General features: G+C 41.1%; 10 protein-coding genes. 4 read left to right on the forward strand and 6 right to left on the reverse strand.

The window, feature by feature from the left end; genetic code table 11:
* From LH29_RS18955 to LH29_RS18975, 5 genes are all read right to left on the reverse strand, one after another.
* Nucleotides 1-1311 (reverse strand): PKD domain-containing protein (locus LH29_RS18955; RefSeq protein ID WP_157493764.1); only part of this gene is annotated, 1311 nt, incomplete at its 3' end.
* A 56-nt stretch (nt 1312-1367) separates the two neighbouring features.
* Nucleotides 1368-3758 carry a T9SS type A sorting domain-containing protein gene (locus LH29_RS18960; protein WP_082063841.1) on the reverse strand — a complete coding sequence of 797 codons (2391 nt, stop codon included), beginning with the start codon at nt 3756-3758 and terminating at the stop codon, nt 1368-1370.
* Between the two features lie 459 nt (nt 3759-4217).
* Nucleotides 4218-6734, reverse strand: coding sequence for an ATP-dependent helicase HrpB (hrpB, locus tag LH29_RS18965; RefSeq protein ID WP_232302864.1), 2517 nt, complete (start codon nt 6732-6734; stop codon nt 4218-4220).
* Nucleotides 6735-6808: 74 nt separating this feature from the next.
* The gene (locus tag LH29_RS18970; RefSeq protein ID WP_045032849.1) at nt 6809-7576 is read right to left on the reverse strand and encodes an exodeoxyribonuclease III; all 768 of its coding nucleotides are present in this window, start codon (nt 7574-7576) and stop codon (nt 6809-6811) included.
* 153 nt (nt 7577-7729) lie between these two features.
* Nucleotides 7730-9076: an OmpP1/FadL family transporter gene (locus LH29_RS18975; RefSeq protein ID WP_052671088.1), complete on the reverse strand. Its 1347-nt coding sequence runs from the start codon at nt 9074-9076 to the stop codon at nt 7730-7732.
* Nucleotides 9077-9433: 357 nt separating this feature from the next.
* On the opposite strand from LH29_RS18975, the gene LH29_RS18980 reads away from it, so the two are divergent.
* The 4 genes from LH29_RS18980 to LH29_RS18995 all read left to right on the forward strand — a co-directional run bounded on the left by LH29_RS18980 (nt 9434) and on the right by LH29_RS18995 (nt 15034).
* Entirely contained in the window at nt 9434-12907 is a 3474-nt protein-coding gene (locus LH29_RS18980; RefSeq protein WP_045032850.1) for a hypothetical protein, read from the forward strand.
* 137 nt (nt 12908-13044) lie between these two features.
* Nucleotides 13045-13680 (forward strand): DUF4386 domain-containing protein, encoded by a 636-nt coding sequence (locus tag LH29_RS18985; RefSeq protein WP_045032851.1) that lies wholly within the window; start codon nt 13045-13047, stop codon nt 13678-13680.
* Between the two features lie 311 nt (nt 13681-13991).
* Nucleotides 13992-14504, forward strand: coding sequence for an RNA polymerase sigma factor (locus LH29_RS18990; RefSeq protein WP_045032853.1), 513 nt, complete (start codon nt 13992-13994; stop codon nt 14502-14504).
* A complete protein-coding gene (locus LH29_RS18995; protein ID WP_045032855.1) occupies nt 14501-15034 on the forward strand; it encodes a hypothetical protein in 534 nt (177 codons plus the stop codon). Before LH29_RS18990 ends, LH29_RS18995 begins: the two co-directional genes overlap by 4 nt.
* A 276-nt stretch (nt 15035-15310) precedes the next feature.
* On the opposite strand, the gene ggt is transcribed toward LH29_RS18995, so the two are convergent.
* Nucleotides 15311-16996: a gamma-glutamyltransferase gene (gene ggt / locus LH29_RS19000; protein WP_045032857.1), complete on the reverse strand. Its 1686-nt coding sequence runs from the start codon at nt 16994-16996 to the stop codon at nt 15311-15313.
* Nucleotides 16997-17048 lie beyond the last annotated feature (52 nt).

Here is a 17048-nt window from a genome sequence, read left to right on the forward strand (position 1 = left end):
GGTATTTCCGTCTCCAAAATCCCATTCCCATGATGTTGGGTTGTTTGCAGACAGATCTGAGAAGATAACAGCATCTCCCTGGTTAATGGTTGTTTTGTTTGCTGAGAACTCAGCAACCGGCACCAATGAGTTAACGGTAATATAATTGGTTTTAGTAATTGTATCTGCAGCAACACTATTGGCGACTATCAGTTGCACCGTATAAACTCCGGCTGTTGCATAGGTATGATTAGGATTTTGAACAGTGCTGGTATTTCCATCGCCAAAATCCCACAACCATGATGTTGGATTATTGGTAGACTGGTCCGAGAAGCTAACAGCATCTCGCTGGTTAATCGTTGTTTTATTAGCGGAGAACTCAGCAACCGGCACCAATGAGTTAACGGTAATAAAATCAGTTTTAGTAATTGTGTCTGCTCCAAAACTGTTGGTGGCTATCAGTTTTACGGTATAAACTCCAGCTGTTGTATAAGTATGAGTTGGATTTTGAACTGTACTGGAATTTCCATCTCCAAAATCCCATTCCCATGATGTTGGATTGTTGGTAGACTGATCGAAGAAGCTAATGCTACTACCTTCATTTATATTTTGTGTTGAAACATCGAAATTTGCTACAGGAAGATAGTTTGTTACATCAAAAATAAGGGTATAAGTTTTGTCTCCATCAGGTATGTCATGAATGGTTTCTGATACAATTTCTCCTGAATACCCGATAAAAGTAAGGCTGTCACCGGTTCTGTATTCAAAAGTGTTGTATAAATTACTACCAGATTTGATTTTATAATTCGTTATTGGGGAGTAGGAATTGTCAATCAATTTTAAATCGGCTGTTCCACTGCTTTTGTTACAAATTAACTTTGCTTTTAGTCGTAAATTTGGTGAATAGATCGTTAAAAAAAGCACTCCGGTTACATTAGATTCTAAAAATAATTTATTCTCCCCAACGCTAATAAAATCATTCCATTCCGCTATTTTCCTGCCATTTACAGAAAAAACGTTAATTTGCGCCCGTTCGTAGAAATTCGAATTAAAGATAATGTTAGCTGAATTGTCGAAGGGATTTGGGTAAACAACAATATTATTGTTTTCCTGGTCATCTAAAATTTCCAATGACGTTATTAAGATTGAAAAAATATTGCCGCTAACCAACGTATCTGTACCATTGGTATTGTTAATTATTTGAACGCTATCAATAGTTAATGGTGCATTATTAAAACTGTTTTCTCCCAAAAATGTTAACGTTATATTTTGACCAAAAGCGTGAATATTACAAATGGCAAATAGGATTGATAATAGTAACAAGTGTTTCATTTTTTGGTCGTTTAATGTAACATGAATGGTATACTGGATACATAAATCATCTTCTGCTATTTTGTCCAGATGATTTTCCTACTATGGTTATAAGTTTCATTTTTTATATTGATGATATAAACTCCCGGTTTGCCTGAGAAGCGAATCAAATTGTTATTTCCTTTGTAAATCTCTTCCGAAATCAGGATGCGTCCGGAAATGTCGATAACATTTACGCGAGCAGGTTTCTCTTCCGTGGAAATCACTTGAATGTAATCTTGTCGGGTGTTTGTTCTAATTTCAAAAGGATTGTTAAGTGCTACAACATCGGCACTGGTAGCTACATTACTACTGGTATGCAGAAACAGTTTCTCTGAATTTTTATATTCATCAGTATAGACAAAAGAATATTCATTTCCTTCTTTTAAGGAAGTAAAAGTTCCCTTCACTTTATCTTCAATGGTAATATGGCATTCTTCCGGAAGATTAAATGCTGCTGAAGTAAAATTGACTTCAACTCCTACCTGAGCATCAAGTCCCAATGGGATCACTAAATTATCGTAGTCAGGTGGCAGACATTGAACCGAAAAATCGACCCCATTATCGTCAACCAGTCTTGTATAAAGCACAAAATCGGGATTTGCTTTGAACATACCTGCATCGTAAGTTACGTCAAGACCAGTTGTCATTGATGCATTAAAGGTTACCAGTGTATTGCTAACGCTATTGCCGCCGGTTGCAGTAAGTTTTATTGTTGGCCACCCATTGTCTTCCGATTTTAATGGTATGGAGGTTTGATGAGCTTGCATCGCTTTTGAAATGCTAAAACTTCGGGAACTATTGTCTTTTGCGCGCACAAAAAAACCTTGACCTGCTTGTATGTAGTCCTGATTTAATGTGCCGTCTGGTGTTCCTCCCGAGTTGTTGATTATAACATACTGTCCGGACGAAGGATCCCATAAGTACAGGCCTGCGAAATTCGGATCCATATTTTCAACATTGGCATCTGATAAAAGACGATCAGTACCCGACGCAGCGTTGGTAGCAGCTACGGATGAAGTAAAAGGATTTCCCAATAAATTCCATCCTTTATTTACATATGAAATGGGGATATTAGAAATGTCACTTAAATTTATTTGTCCCGAAAAAGATACATAACCTGAAGTTTCACGTAGTGTCGAGTAGCCTTTGCCCAGCGTAAAGTTCATGCCCGGATCTATTGACGGGTAGTTGTCCCAATTGTCATTTTCTTCGATATAACTTGTAATTGCGTATTCTGATGAATTGGTGGCAATATTATTTTCTGTTGCAGTAGCCCATCCCCAAATATCCTGACCGGAAACCGGTGAGCTTATTAAGTGCCAGTTTGGATCACCGGATATATATTTTTCAAAGTTTATGGTTGCTTCAGACTCACCTTTAATTATCATTGAGCCGGAACTTGATTCGCTCGTGGAACTTACTGTAACAGTACCTTGATTAACTAAGTTGCCATTTACCGTTAATTCTCCTCCTCCGGTTATTGTTAAGTTACCACCCGGTTCAACAGTTAGATTTTTACAAATTACACCACTTGTGTTGATAACAGGATTAACGGCAGAATCAGGAATCAATGCATTGTCAAAAGCCGAAGGAATTGTATCCAATTCCCAATTGGATTTGGTAAACCAGTCATCGTCGGTTAAACCTATCCAACGGGTGGTAGGCGTGAATCTGTACAGTAATCCGTCATTAATGTAATCTTCCATATTGGTAAATCCAATTTCTTTATCAACAGTAAAACTATATGTTGGCTCTGGCCCGGGCGTTATACTCATAAAACTATAATCGCGTTCATCGTTTAACCCAATGTTTATTCCCGCGTCAGAAAACGACCACCAACTGTTTACCGATTCATCATCACCATATCTGAATTCGATTACATTTGTTCCTTCGTATAACCATACCTGGAATTTCAAGTGAAATCTTTCATTTTCATCCAACCAAAACGTCAGATCATTGAATTCGATTTTTAAGATTCTGTTACCTGCCGATCCGGTTAACTGGTATCTGATACTTCCGCCATCGTTAATTATAAAATCATCCCAAAGCGGAGCAATAACAAGCTTTCGATATGCACTTTCAAAGTAGTTCCAGAATAAATCTTCATTCCATCCAAAATTTTCATCCAAGGAAATAAAACCATTTGCGCACACTTTAAATTTTGTGTAGGGTTTATAGTTATATATAAAGGTAAAACCAATGGGAAGAGCTTCGGAGAGGCCGTCATCCCATGCATCATATTCAATATCATTGACAAATAATTCAATAGGAGGGGTGTTCAGGGTGTCGTATGTATTTCCCGTGCTATATGAGAAAGTATATAGTGGTTGTGCTTTCATACAAAGCGGAAAGAGTAATACAAGTATGATTAGGAAATGACTTAAATACGGTGGCTTGTTTTGGAATATTTTTACGAAACTTTCCATACACAAAGATTTAGTTATGGGTTAAAACTTTTTATAAATTTCGATTGGACTAAACTGAATATAGAGTTAGACCACTTATTTTTTATCTGATATAATTTAAGGATTATAAACGATTTTGCAAAAAATAACTTCTTGATTTTTAGTTTTGTACAACTAAGTACAACCGTGTTTGTGCCTGAATCATGGCCTTTTGGTCAGTATTGAAAATAGATATTGAAAAGAAACCGGAGAATGTTTTATTCCGGTTTATTGATCTTTTCTCTTCTTTTATTTAGTATTGAGAGGCCTGTTTGCTGTTGAATTTTTCCCTGATGTAAAGGAGCTGAATTTTTATACCTTGTCGGTAAATCAGGGCATAAAGGGCATGGATGTACCGCTTTCATTGAAAGAAAGATGCCATTGTATTTCTGAATGTTATAGCACAAATCCACTAAAGCATAATGAATATAGAATAAACGCTTATGAATTCTTTTTTCGTTTTACGCCACGTAATGGCTCTGCTTCCAACGGATTGTCCGGCCAGTGGTGTTTCGGATACCGTGCTTTTAACTCCTTTTTTACTTCGAAATAGGTGTTGGTCCAAAAGCTGTTCAAATCATCGGTTACCTGAACCGGTTTAAACCCCGGCGACAAAAGATGTAGTAACACTTTTACTCTTCCATTGTTAACGGTTGGCGTGTCGAGCAAACCGAATATTTCCTGCAGGCGAACAGCCAGAACCGGTGCTTCACCTCCTGGGCCATATTTTAGCTTGACATTTGATCCGCTTCGTACTTGAAGTTTCTCCGGTGCAAGTTTATCCAATAATTGCTGTAGTTCATAAGGTAGGTGATTTTGCAGCACTTTCTTCAGGTCTATTTTTTTCAGGTCTTCCGGCTTTTTTATAGCATTAAGGTAAGGCGAAAGCCATTCGTAGTTGGTTGTTAGCAGGTGGCTGGTACTAACATCAGGCCAATCATTCGCTGTGTCCCAATGCCTCAGACTGATTATGCGGTTTTGCCATTGTTCCACTTCCTGATTAAAATCGAGCAGCCAGGCACCTTCTTTTTTTACGGCATCAGAAATAGCCTTTATTTTCTGGTCGATATTATAATCCTGTAGCGGTTTTTGTTGCAGAATTATACTGCCAATTCGTAATTCTGCAAAAGCTGAAAAACCACCTCTTTTTGTATCCCAACTGATGGATTCAACGGTTTTAACCATCGGTGCAAGATCGCGTGGATTTAGTGGCGATGCCAAGAATATGCGGCCAACACCATCGCGGGCATTTATACTTGCGATCGACAGCCAATCTTCATGAGCAAGGTCGTCTTCGTGCCCTGCTGCAGCGATATTGCCGTTAGCCAGTTTGAACTGAGCATTGTTACCCGGAGTTGCGTGCGCGATTCGTTCAGGGTAGGCGTAAGCCAGCAATAAACCGGTCTCAAACGGATCTGTTGATGAATTGTCTTCATCAATATTGAGCATTTTCCGGTATTGCGCCGAAATTTTGGCAATATGTTTCAATCGTTTGTTTTTTAATGTCCCGCTGCGATAGCGTCGCAAAGCCTCAATACGCAGATTTATATCGATTCCGGCGTCGCGTTGTAAAGGATCGCGTTCTTCCAAAATAGCAGCAATATCGCATGCCAGTGCCGTTAAATCATCGTTTTGCGCCAGAAGTAACATGTGTGCCAGTCGCGGATGACATGGGAGTCTGTGAATCGCTTTTCCGTGTTCGATAATCTTTCCGCCTTCAATGGCATCCAGTTGCTCCAGCAGTTCATTGGCTTGCAGAACATGGCCTTTGGGTGGGGGAGTCAGCCAGGTTAATTTATTGATATCGTCAACGCCCCATTTAGCCATTTCCAGTGCAAGCGAAGCCAGATCAGCTTCCTCAATTTCGGGGGTGCGGTGTTTATTCAGGCGATGATGTGTGGCCTTTGTCCACATGCGGTAACAAACACCGGGGCCAAGCCGGCCGGCGCGTCCGGCTCTTTGGTCGGCCGAATCTAAAGTTATTTCCACCGTTTCAAGACGCGATAAGCCGGTGTTGGGATTAAATTTAAGTGTTCGGCTAAAACCACAGTCAATCACCACTTTAACGCCTTCAATGGTTAAACTGGTTTCGGCAATGGAGGTGGCGAGAATGATTTTTCGTCGTCCTTCGCGGCTCGGCATTATGGCAGCAAACTGCTTTTGCGGCGTTAACTGCCCGTAAAGCGGATGAATGGCAATTCCTTTGTGTTTGTTTCGTAAAATGGCCTCAGTATTTTTAATTTCCGCTTCGCCGGGCAAAAAAACCAATATGTCGCCATCGTGTTTTTCAACTGCTTTTGTAACTAAACGACTGGTTAACTCAGGAAGAAGTTTTAGGTCATTATCGCCTTCATAATGAATATCGACAGGGTACTGACGTCCTTCACTTACTACCGACGGTGCGTTAAGCAGTTGCGTTAGTTGTGGCATATTTAGCGTGGCCGACATGATCATGATGCGCAGATCAGGACGTAAAATTTGCTGTGCTTCGCGCGACAGGGCCAAAGCCACATCGGCAAAAAGACTGCGCTCGTGGAATTCATCGAAAATAACCATACCAATACCTTCCAAGGCATTATCGCTTTGCAGCATACGGGTTAAAATTCCTTCGGTAACCACTTCCAGTTGAGTGGATTCACTAACGCAATTATCAAAACGTATGCGGTAACCAACCCGTTTACCAACCGGCTCGCCTAAAAGATCGGCCAGGCGTGTGGCAATAGTTTTGGCTGCCAGACGACGTGGCTCAAGCATGATGATCTTTTGCCCGTTCAGCCAGCTTTCTTCAAGAAGCACGAGCGGAAGAACCGTACTTTTTCCGGCTCCGGGAGGCGCATGTACAATTAAGGTGTTTTCCTTTTGCAGATGTTGCTTTACCTCGCCGATAACTTCAACGATGGGCAAATTGGTTGTATGTGGATCGAAACTCAATTTCTCAGATTTTACTGTAAACTGCAAAAGTAGGGCGTTTTTATAAAACAACAGCGGATGAATAAAAACTCACCCGCTGAATAGTATTTATTTTTTGCGAATTAACCGGCAATTTCAATGCCTACAGGGCAATGGTCGGAGCCCATAACTTCGTTTAAAATATATGCTTTTTGTACATGCGGAATAAAACTTTCGGAAACGAGGAAATAATCGATTCTCCAGCCTACATTCTTGCCACGCGCTCCGGCACGGTAACTCCACCATGAATATTTATCGGTAACATCGGGGTAAAAATGGCGGAATGTATCAACCAGCCCGCCTTGCGTAAAGCGGTCCATTCCATCAATTTCTTCCTGCATATAGCCTGCTGATTTATTATAATTGGGTTTAGGTCGCGCCAAATCGATAGGGCGGTGGGCCACATTAAAATCGCCACACACCACAACCGGTTTAGTTTTTTCCAGGTCTTTCAGGTAATCGAAAAATGCCAGGTCCCATTCCTGGCGGTAGTCCAAACGCTTTAATTCGCTACCCGAGTTGGGTACATATACAGTTACCAAATAAAACTTTTCATATTCCAAACACAAAACACGGCCTTCCGTATCGTGAACTTCAATTCCCATATCGCGCGAAACGTTTAGTGGTTCTGTTTTTGAAAGGATTGCTGTTCCCGAGTAGCCTTTCTTTTCGGCCGAATTGGAGTAAATATGGTAGCCATTTATTGGCGCCAGCGTTTCAGCAACCTGATCATCCTGCGCTTTGGTTTCCTGCAAACAAAGTATGTCGGCATCCATTTGTTTAAAATCTTCATAAAAGTTCTTTTTGGTAACGGCACGAATTCCGTTTACATTCCACGATATGAGTTTCATTTCTTTTCTTTCAAATTAATATTTGCGGTTAAAATACTAATTACAGTTAAACCGGGGAAGAGTTCAAAATAAAAAGCAATAAAAAACCCGGACGAAAGCCCGGGTCAGAAATATACTATTTCTAAATTTTTGGAGTATGCTAAATTGTATTCGTTAGAACGAGAATCCAAGTTCCAATTCAAACTGGTTCATCTCAAGTTCAATCATTTGATTCGGAACCATGTTACCTTGCATTGCCTCTGTTGGGTCGAAATCCATTGGGTTGTAGCCTTTAGTACTTCCATTCATTGCATAATTTATGGCCACATGAAGTTGATTTCCGCTATTTCCAACTTCTTTAGAAAGCCCAAGTGCTAACTGTTTTTCAATTACACCAGGTGCAAGAATATTAAACATTACTTCTGATGAAGGGATTGGATTATCGCCAATTGAGAAACCTGCACGGAATTGCCAGGTATCAACTCCTGCGTAGTTAACACCAACTTTGTATACCATAACATCTTCCCATCCAAAACCAGAGCCATTGTCAGAACCCAGTGGAACATGGTTTGGATTAGGAGTGTAAGTTCCGTCAGGATTTTGGAATGCCGGCATCAGTTCGCTAAGATTCATCGGATTGGCAATCGACTTAACATCGCTGTACATAATCGACTTTACATCTCCCATAACGGTAAGATCCTCGATTACTTCCCACGAAAAACCTACAGTCCAGCTTGATGGGATATCAAAATCACCTTGCTCGGCAAATAAACCAGCGTAGTCGTCAAACTCGCTCATAAATACTTTCGACTGGTACATGGCACCGATAGCAAAATTATCAGTTATGTGTCCCATATAGCCAATTTTGAATCCGTATCCAAAACCGCTGTCAGTTCCATTTCCAGATAAAGCATTAGCATCAGCAGAAAAACCATACTGACCGAAAGTACTTAAACCTTTTGCCTCAAAATATTGATAGGCCAAAACACCTGTAACACCAACACTGTGGCGTTCGCCCAATTTTACAGAGTAACTAATATTACCAAACATTTGAGCCAGGTTAACGCCTGTTGTTGTTTCACTTTGGTCTCCGAAAGTTTGCGTAGGATAATCCGTGTTCATACCACCATTTCCGAATAAGGCCGCAGAAATACTGGAATTCTCACCAAGCATCCAGTTGGCACCTGCCGAAGGCATTAAAAACAGTCTGCTGTCGCTTTCAACTGTACCCGGCATTAAACCGAATGTACCTGGCATACCCGAAGGAGCTCCTGTTACGGTGTACTGTCTGTTCGGATTAAAGAAGTTAACTCCCAACTGGTATTCCGTTCCAAGGAACACGTTACCTGCAGGGTTTCCGTTTATTAACGATCCCTGGTAAAATGCAATACCGGCACCGGCCAATCCTTTATTAACTGTGCCATAGCCTACACTAAAATAACCATCGGTTGCAAATGTTTGTGAAGTAATAAAAAGACCAGCTACCAGAACCAGCAAAGCCTTTAGTTTTAAGTGTTTCATTTGTAATAATTTTTTGGTTTCGGTAGAACAGAATCAGGTTGTTAGTAACAGATATAATGATTTTATGTTTGTTATTGATTCGTTTACCTATTAATATTATTCAATAAAAGCTCAAAGATATTTCTGAAATTATTTTACTATTAAGAAGTGCCTATGATACATATCATAAGGGTAACATTGATGGGAAAGTCACGTATATCGGATGAAAAGCTAACCTTTTACATTTTGTTACAATAAGTCGCCTTTGGGTTAACAAATCAATAAAGAATTGCTGTTTTTAGGTTAATTCCGAAATTTCATTCAATCGATGAAACTTCAATTCTATATTTTTGTTTAAGGACTAGAAATATAATTATTATGAATAAAAAATCCGCTTCTTCTAAACAGACGAGAAGAGATCGCCGCGATATGATTCAATACATTAATCTGCAGTTGGCTTCTCTTGGTCAGCCTACGTTTAATGATGATTCAGACTCGGGCACTAAATATGCCAATTCTAGATTTCAGGAATTAACCGAAGGCCTGGTAAAAAGTTTCCAGGAAAAATCGCGCTTACTAAGCGAGCACATGTCTCCGGCCGATGAACGAATTCAGAATTTTATTGATGATTACCTAAAAGAGCTTGAATTTAATAAGCCTTATCGTTTGCCAAATAATACCCTGGTGTTGAACCAGAAAAAGATGGCACGCGAGCTGAGTTTGCCACCCAATGGCAATGAGTTTAAAAGCGATTTGTTGAGTTCGTACCGTTTAAAACAGGGTATTCTGAATAATCCTGCCAAGGATAAACGAACAACACAGGGAACTTTCCATATTGTACGTGGTGGACTTCCGGTACCTGCTGATAAAAAAGAAGTGCCGAAAATTACTTTTGCACACCTGCTGCATTACGCACTAAAACCTACCGATGAGTTAATGACTTTGCCTTTTACATCGGCGCAGGATGAAAAAGCAAAAGTGATGGTGTCGTTGTTGTTGCGCCCGGTTGTTTGTCCTGAAGTGCCCGGTATTGTTAGCGAAAAGAGTATGGAAGTGCGCTTTTTTGCACCGGGAAGTTTGGTGAGTAACCTCGACTTTGTTGAAACCATTTTTGGTAACGCCGGCGACCCGAACCTGGCTGTAAACGATGCGGCACTGGATGTTGAGCACTGGACCGGCCACACCGGATGTATAATTTTAGCACCACACCTAACTGCGCTTAAGAAAAAAGATGTTGGTCTGCCGCATTATGATGATGCTTCGGAGCGTCAGAAACGCGACGGCATGTGCTGGAAAGACGAGAATGAGTTGTATAATGATGGTTCGGCATTTAAACTTACTTGCCGCGATGAACGCGGGGTAGTGGTTACGATTATTGCGGATAATTATTACGGCTATTCGAAAAAAGAAATTAAAACACAGATTAGCTATTCGGCCAACCTTTATGGATTGGTGGAGGAAGAGCATGCAGGTGGTGCCATTGCTTTCCCGCGTGGAAATATGAGCGACAGTGTTTTTGGAACCAATTTTACCAAAAAGTTCGATCAGCCTTATTCTTTTGAGGAAGCGAAAAAGCTGCTCGGAAACCGAATAGAGTTGCAGGAAGGAAACTTCGCCATAGATAAAAAATATCCTGATGTGGTTTACATTCCTGAGAACGCCGACATTGATGTGGAGAAAAGTTCGGTAAGCTGGAAATACAAAAACAAAGATTACAGCCTGAAACTTTCGCCGAAAAAAGTTTACGTTCATCCTACCGGGCATAAATTTCAGTTGGTAAAACATCCAACACAAGCCATGTGGCGTATAATAGACACCGCACCCGAAGGAATGTTCTGCCATAAACCAAGTACGGTTTCAGGAGGTGGAAAATCAGAGATCTCCAAATCAATGCAGAATGCCATCAAATACGGGTCGTTCTACATCGAAAACCTGGAGCAGGTTGAAAACATGGTGGATGAGATCATTAATAAAGATTATTCTAACCGTTGGAAAAAGGTGCGTCCGGATGCCGATCCGTCACGCTCGTTCCTGAGTAAAGAACGTACCTTGGGTTCGGCGGTAAAATTATTAACGCCGTCTGATCAATACAGCGACGAGTACAATAAATTCTTACAAGATCTGCCTGACAATGTTCGTACGCTGGCCTTTTTCGTTAAACGCCATTACCGCGGTAACGAAGAAAAAGGATTAAAATGGCGCGAGTTATTTAATGTGGAAATTGTAAATGGCCGCCCCGGAAATGTGTTGCGCTACAAGCACAACCCAATTACAGCCAGCTATGTGCGTATCGGATTTAACGAAGAAGGACGCTGGTATTTACACAAACTGCGTTCTGATTTTGTTCCGTCGATGAAAATTCAAACCGAGGATGATATTTCGGCAACGATTACTGTGCCGTCAAACCGTTTGAAAGATTTGAATAAGGAATACAACAATCCGAGTGTAAAACTGGTTGCCAACTGCGAGAGTTACTTGTTCCAGCGCCCGGATGAAGCCGTAATAAGAGGTTACGATAAAGAAGCCGAAATGGAAATTGTGGATAATAACACATTCCTGACGAATTACGAACCGCTAACCCGCGAGAATGCTATAGAGCTGATTGAAGAGGCCATTAGTTTTGAGAAATATACCAAGCCGGTAAAAAACTTCATTAAAGAAGTGGCTGAGAGCGATAGCGATAAATACTTCGTTACACCTTCGCATCCGCGAATTGTCGATGGTGAACCAACTAAAAACCCGCGTTACCTGCAACGCAATATATTTAAAGAAGAAACACAAGACTCATACCTCGGAGAAATAGGTGTGCGTTTGTTCCGTAAAATAAAAGATAAAGATCCGGTAGTTTGGCCTGTAAACGCTGTATTGCCCGGACGAAGAAACAATCCGGTTGATAAAAAAGCAGGAATTCGCCCGCTGGCCGTTTATAATCCAATTCATTACCAGGAGTTGCCTGAATTGTTTATGGATTTTGTTGCAAGTATTACCGGAAAGTCGCCATCAACAACCGGTGCCGGATTGGAAGGTGCCCTTACCAAAGGGCCTTTTAATATGCTTGTGCCAACCACCGATTTGAATAACGCCTTGTTGTCGTACATTCTTACCGAATACCAGGGATTTAGTTCGGCAGCAGGTTATATTGGCTCGGAGAACCGTTTCGACCACGATATCAGTATTCTGGTTCCTGAAATCTGGGCACGTTTGGTTCCTGAAGATCGCGATCCGAAGAAGCTGATTGAAAATGGTTGCTTGGAGAAACTGGAGGACTTTGAATACAATGGGCAAAAAGTACTGGCCAGCCGTTTAGGCTATCGTATTACCAAAAACTTTGCTTTCCGTTGTATGAACCGTTTGTTTGATGAGCCGCTGGCGGTATTTAACGAGCGCATGTTAAAGCCTGAACTTCAGGGAATGGATGACTATGTTGATGGTATTAATAACATCACCGAAGCCATGCAACGAGCTGCACTGCCATTCTTTGAGGATGGAAGTGTTGAGTCTGCTATTCCGCCGCTGAAAGTGTTGCTGCATGTTATGGCTTATGGCCATTACGAAGGCAAAGATATCAGCGATCCGGAGCTGCGTAAACTTTTCGTAAGGGAAGAGGTACTAAAAAGCGACTGGTATAAAGCCCGCCTGAAACTAAAGCAAGACAAGGATATTGCTTTCCTTGTTGAGCAAATCGGTTACCTCGAGGACTTTAAAAACAACGAAAATAACGCTGCGCTGGTTGCCGAAATGGATATTGATGGTCGATTGGCAAAAGCAAAAGAGCGCCTGAAAAATGTAGAATCGAAACAGTACCTGAAAGATTTGGTTGGCACTATCGGTGCTGATCCGCTGTGTAAGTAAGAGATAGATTCTTTTATTAAAATAGTTAAGGTTCCGTTTGTTGATACGAACGGGACCTTTTTTTGTGCCTGCTTGTAAACATTTGGCAGATTATTGTGGTTATTATTCCGTAATTAAACTCCATTAACTAAATAGAAATGAATTCAAGAAAACTCTCGATCATTACCGGAATCAGCTACCTGATCATATTTTTTGCGGCCGTTTTTGCCAATTTTGTTATGTTGGAGTCGCTCAAACAAAATCCACTTGAAACGATCAGGCTTGATCATATGTCTGTGCGCTTTGGCATTTTAGCCTTTTTAATTACTGTGTTATTTGATGTGGTTGTGGCGTGGGGACTTTTTGGTTTGTATCGCAAGCATAAATTTACACGTTTAAGTACTTATTTCCGTCTGATGCATGCTGCAATAATGGGCGTTGCGGTATTTGCGCTGGTGCTTACTTTAAAACTTGATTCTGCAGATGAGATTTTATACCAGGTAGATGTGTTCGAAATTATCTGGCTTATTGGGTTGTTCTTTTTTGGTGCACATTTAATTCTTCTTTCCAATATCATACAAAAGCCAAAGTGGATTGCAGCATTTCTTTTCATTGCCGGAATAATGTATATGGTTGATACAACAGCACATTTTTTGTTGCCCGATTACGCCGATTTTGCCGGAATATTCCTTGCTATGGTAGCTGTGCCAAGTATTTTGGGCGAAATGGCCTTTACGGTTTGGTTGCTCGTAAAAGGCGGAAAGGACAAGGAGAAAGAGATTGAGAAAGATTGAATAGAGATTGAATATAGATTGAATTAGATTGATAAATTGTAATTTTTGGTCGTTTATCTTTTCTCTGTGAAACTCCGTGTATTCTTTGTGGACCTCTGTGGTAAAAAAAAATATCCAAAGCTCCTCCCATTCAAGCATTCCTCATTAACTCAATTCCTCATTTGCCAATTTGTCCTTCAACTTCTTCATAAGGTTATCTTTCTGAACCGAAGCCCCCGAAATCTGTTTCACCAACTCTTTTTTAATATTTTCAAAAAAAAAAATGTAACTATCCGTTTTTAGCTTTACTAAATAGGAAAAAACACTGAAAAGTGACGAAAGAAGAGAAATTTAACACGATTGTATCTGAGAATGGCGAGCGGATCCGCAACATCTGCAGGTACTACAATTCTAATGTCGAAGATCAGAAAGACATGTACCAGGAAGTGCTGGTAAATATCTGGAAAAGTCTCGACAGCTTCAGGGGCGATTCGGCCATGAGTACCTGGGTTTACCGGGTGGCTGTAAACACGTCGTTAACCTTTACCGGAAAGGCTTTTAGACACATGAAGTTGATGGTTGACAGCGACACCACAAACCTGAACTCCATACTTGACGATGAAAATCTGAAACAAAAACTGGCCGAAGAAAAGTTACTCGAACGTATGCAACTTGAGCTTAATCAACTGTCGGTAATCGATAAAGCATTGATATCGCTGCTACTCGAAGGACTGTCGATGAAAGAGATTGCCGAAGTGATTGGTATTACCGAGCCAAATGTAAAGGTGAAAATCCATCGTATTAAATCGCAATTAAAAGAAAAGCTGAAAGGAGAACAATTATGACCGCACACGAATTTGATACTAACCTGAGTAAATTAACCGGGAAACTGAAAAAAGAAGACAGGCATTATGCCACAATTGTAAAAGTGGTACAGATTTTTTACTGGATTTTTATACCGTTATTTATGGTAAAAACTGCGGTTGAGTATACCAACTCGCACGAAATTAGCGATATAATCAGTGGAGTTGCCCTTATTTTGGGATTTTTGTTCATTGCACTTTCTTTCCGAAAACTTTATAATGAATACCAGTATGTTGATTATTCGTTGCCTACGCTCGAAATGTTGAAAAAAGCAGTCTGCCGTTACCAGCCTTTTCAGAAAAGGGCATTGGGGATTTTACCTGGCCTTTTGCTAATGGATGTGGGTTTAACTTTCGAATGGATGGGTGAAGGCAAATCGGTGCTCGATTCCCAGCTGTTCTTTTTAGGAGCAATACTGTTTGGAGTGATAATTGGGCTTGTGATCTGGTATTTCAAATACAAACCCTTGCGCGATAAGATTCTCCATCTGGTCAGGGAAATTGAGCAGTAAACTAAGGGCGCGATTTTTTATTATTTGAGGTAATTATCATTCTAACCTTGGGTAAAAGCCTTCTACCTCAGGTAATAATCATTCTCCCCTTGGGTACAGGCCTTATCCCCTTGGTAAAAATCATTCTACCCTTGGTTACAGGCTTTCGAACTTAGGTAATTACTTCGCTACCCTTGGGTAAAAGCTTTCTACCCTCGGTATTACCCTTGTTACCCTTGGGTATCGTCCTTCTTACCTTGGTAATAATTATTATTCCCTGGCGCAGGATTGTTTTGTTTAAAATCCGGCAGCCTGCCCGTCTTTTCTTGATTCAGACGCTCCGAAAAATACTTTGTTTTCTTTGTCCCACATAATAGCCTGGTAGCCGCCGTAAGGTCCCAAAGCGTATCCAATCCGGTGTCCTTTGCTCATGAGTTCCCGAATGGTTTGGTAGTCAAAACCGCTTTCCAGTGAAACACGGCCCCCGTCGTTCATTTTTTCACCTGTTGGCTGGCTCGATCCATCGTGGCTTATACGTGGCGCATCACCGGCTTCCTGCAGGTTCATGCCAAAATCGATCAGGTTGCAGACGATTTGTACATGCCCTTGTGGTTGCATGGCACCGCCCATCAATCCGAAACTAATATAAGGTTCGCCATCCTTGGTAATAAAGGCCGGGATAATGGTGTGGAACGGACGTTTGTGTGGTTCGTAAACATTCATGTGGCCTTCCTCTAAAGCAAATAGTTCTCCTCGGTCTTGCAAAATAAATCCCAATTTTCCGGGAGTCATTCCCGAGCCCATTCCACGGTAATTACTTTGTATTAGCGAAACCATATTGCCGTCTTTGTCGGCAGTTGTCAGGTAAATCGTATTTCCCTGTTCAAGCTCTCCGGCAGGATAGGAGCGGGCTGCACGGTTTTCATTGATCAACGCTGCTCTTTCTTTTCCGTATTCTTTCGAGATCAGTTCATCGATAGGAAGATCGTTAAAATCCATATCGGAATAATATTTTGCTCGGTCTTCGTAGGCCAGCTTTTTGGCTTCAATAAAATGGTGCATGTATTCAGGAGAGCCAAATCCCATGCTGGCAATATCATAATTCTCCAGGATGTTTAACATCTGCAATACCGCTGTCCCTTGTCCGTTTGGCGGAAGCTCCCAAACATCATAACCACGGTAGTTGGTAGAAATGGGCTCCACCCATTCCGAACGATGGTCTTCAAAGTCTTTCATGCTTAAAAAGCCACCTTGTTCGCGCACATATTTTACAATTTTCTCGGCGATTTCGCCTTTGTAAAACACATCGCGGCCTTGCCCTGCAATCAGTTTAAAAGTGTTAGCCAGATATGGATTTTTAAATACTTCTCCTTTTTTAGGTGATTTTCCATTGGGCATAAAAATCTCTTCAAAACCCGGGTATTGACTTAAAAAGGCACTGCGCCCCCAGTAATAAGCAATAAGTTCGGTTACTGGAAATCCATTCTCGGCATACGAAATAGCAGGATACAGGACTTCTTTCATTGGCAGACTGCCAAATTTATTATGGAGTTCGAACCAGCCATCAACACAACCTGGAACTGAAACCGGAAGTGGCCCGTGCGATGGTATTTTTTCGTAACCGTTTTCTTTAAAATAATCAAGCGTTAAATCGTAAGGCGAGCGTCCGCTGGCATTTAAGCCGTATAGTTTTTTTGTTTTTGCATCCCAAACAATGGCGAACAAATCGCCGCCCATGCCGTTTCCAGTGGGTTCTACCAATCCCAGAACAGCATTGGCGGCAATGGCTGCATCGATGGCATTGCCGCCGGCTTTTAAAATATCAAGTGCCGCTTGTGTGGCCAGAGGCTGGCTGGTGCAAGCCATTCCGTTTTGTGCGATTACCTCGCTGCGGGTGGCAAAGTTGAGACCTGTAATACGATCTTGAGCGAACAATTGAATCGTTAGAACAAACGATAAGAGTGATAGTGCTATTTTTTTCATGTTGTGAAAGAATGATTTATACAAAAAGCTTATTACGAATGCTCTAATTTAA

The sequence above is a fragment of the Draconibacterium sediminis genome (genome assembly GCF_000949475.1).
Taxonomy (GTDB): Bacteria; Bacteroidota; Bacteroidia; order Bacteroidales; family Prolixibacteraceae; genus Draconibacterium; species Draconibacterium sediminis.

Bases quoted from the DNA above. Each gene is read 5' to 3' on its own strand.
- LH29_RS18960 (WP_082063841.1), bottom strand. From the start codon at position 3,758: ATGGAAAGTTTCGTAAAAATATTCCAAAACAAGCCACCGTATTTAAGT.
- LH29_RS18970 (WP_045032849.1), bottom strand. From the start codon at position 7,576: ATGAAACTCATATCGTGGAATGTAAACGGAATTCGTGCCGTTACCAAA.
- LH29_RS18975 (WP_052671088.1), bottom strand. From the start codon at position 9,076: ATGAAACACTTAAAACTAAAGGCTTTGCTGGTTCTGGTAGCTGGTCTT.
- LH29_RS18985 (WP_045032851.1), top strand. From the start codon at position 13,045: ATGAATTCAAGAAAACTCTCGATCATTACCGGAATCAGCTACCTGATC.
- LH29_RS18980 (WP_045032850.1), top strand. From the start codon at position 9,434: ATGAATAAAAAATCCGCTTCTTCTAAACAGACGAGAAGAGATCGCCGC.
- ggt (WP_045032857.1), bottom strand. From the start codon at position 16,996: ATGAAAAAAATAGCACTATCACTCTTATCGTTTGTTCTAACGATTCAA.
- LH29_RS18995 (WP_045032855.1), top strand. From the start codon at position 14,501: ATGACCGCACACGAATTTGATACTAACCTGAGTAAATTAACCGGGAAA.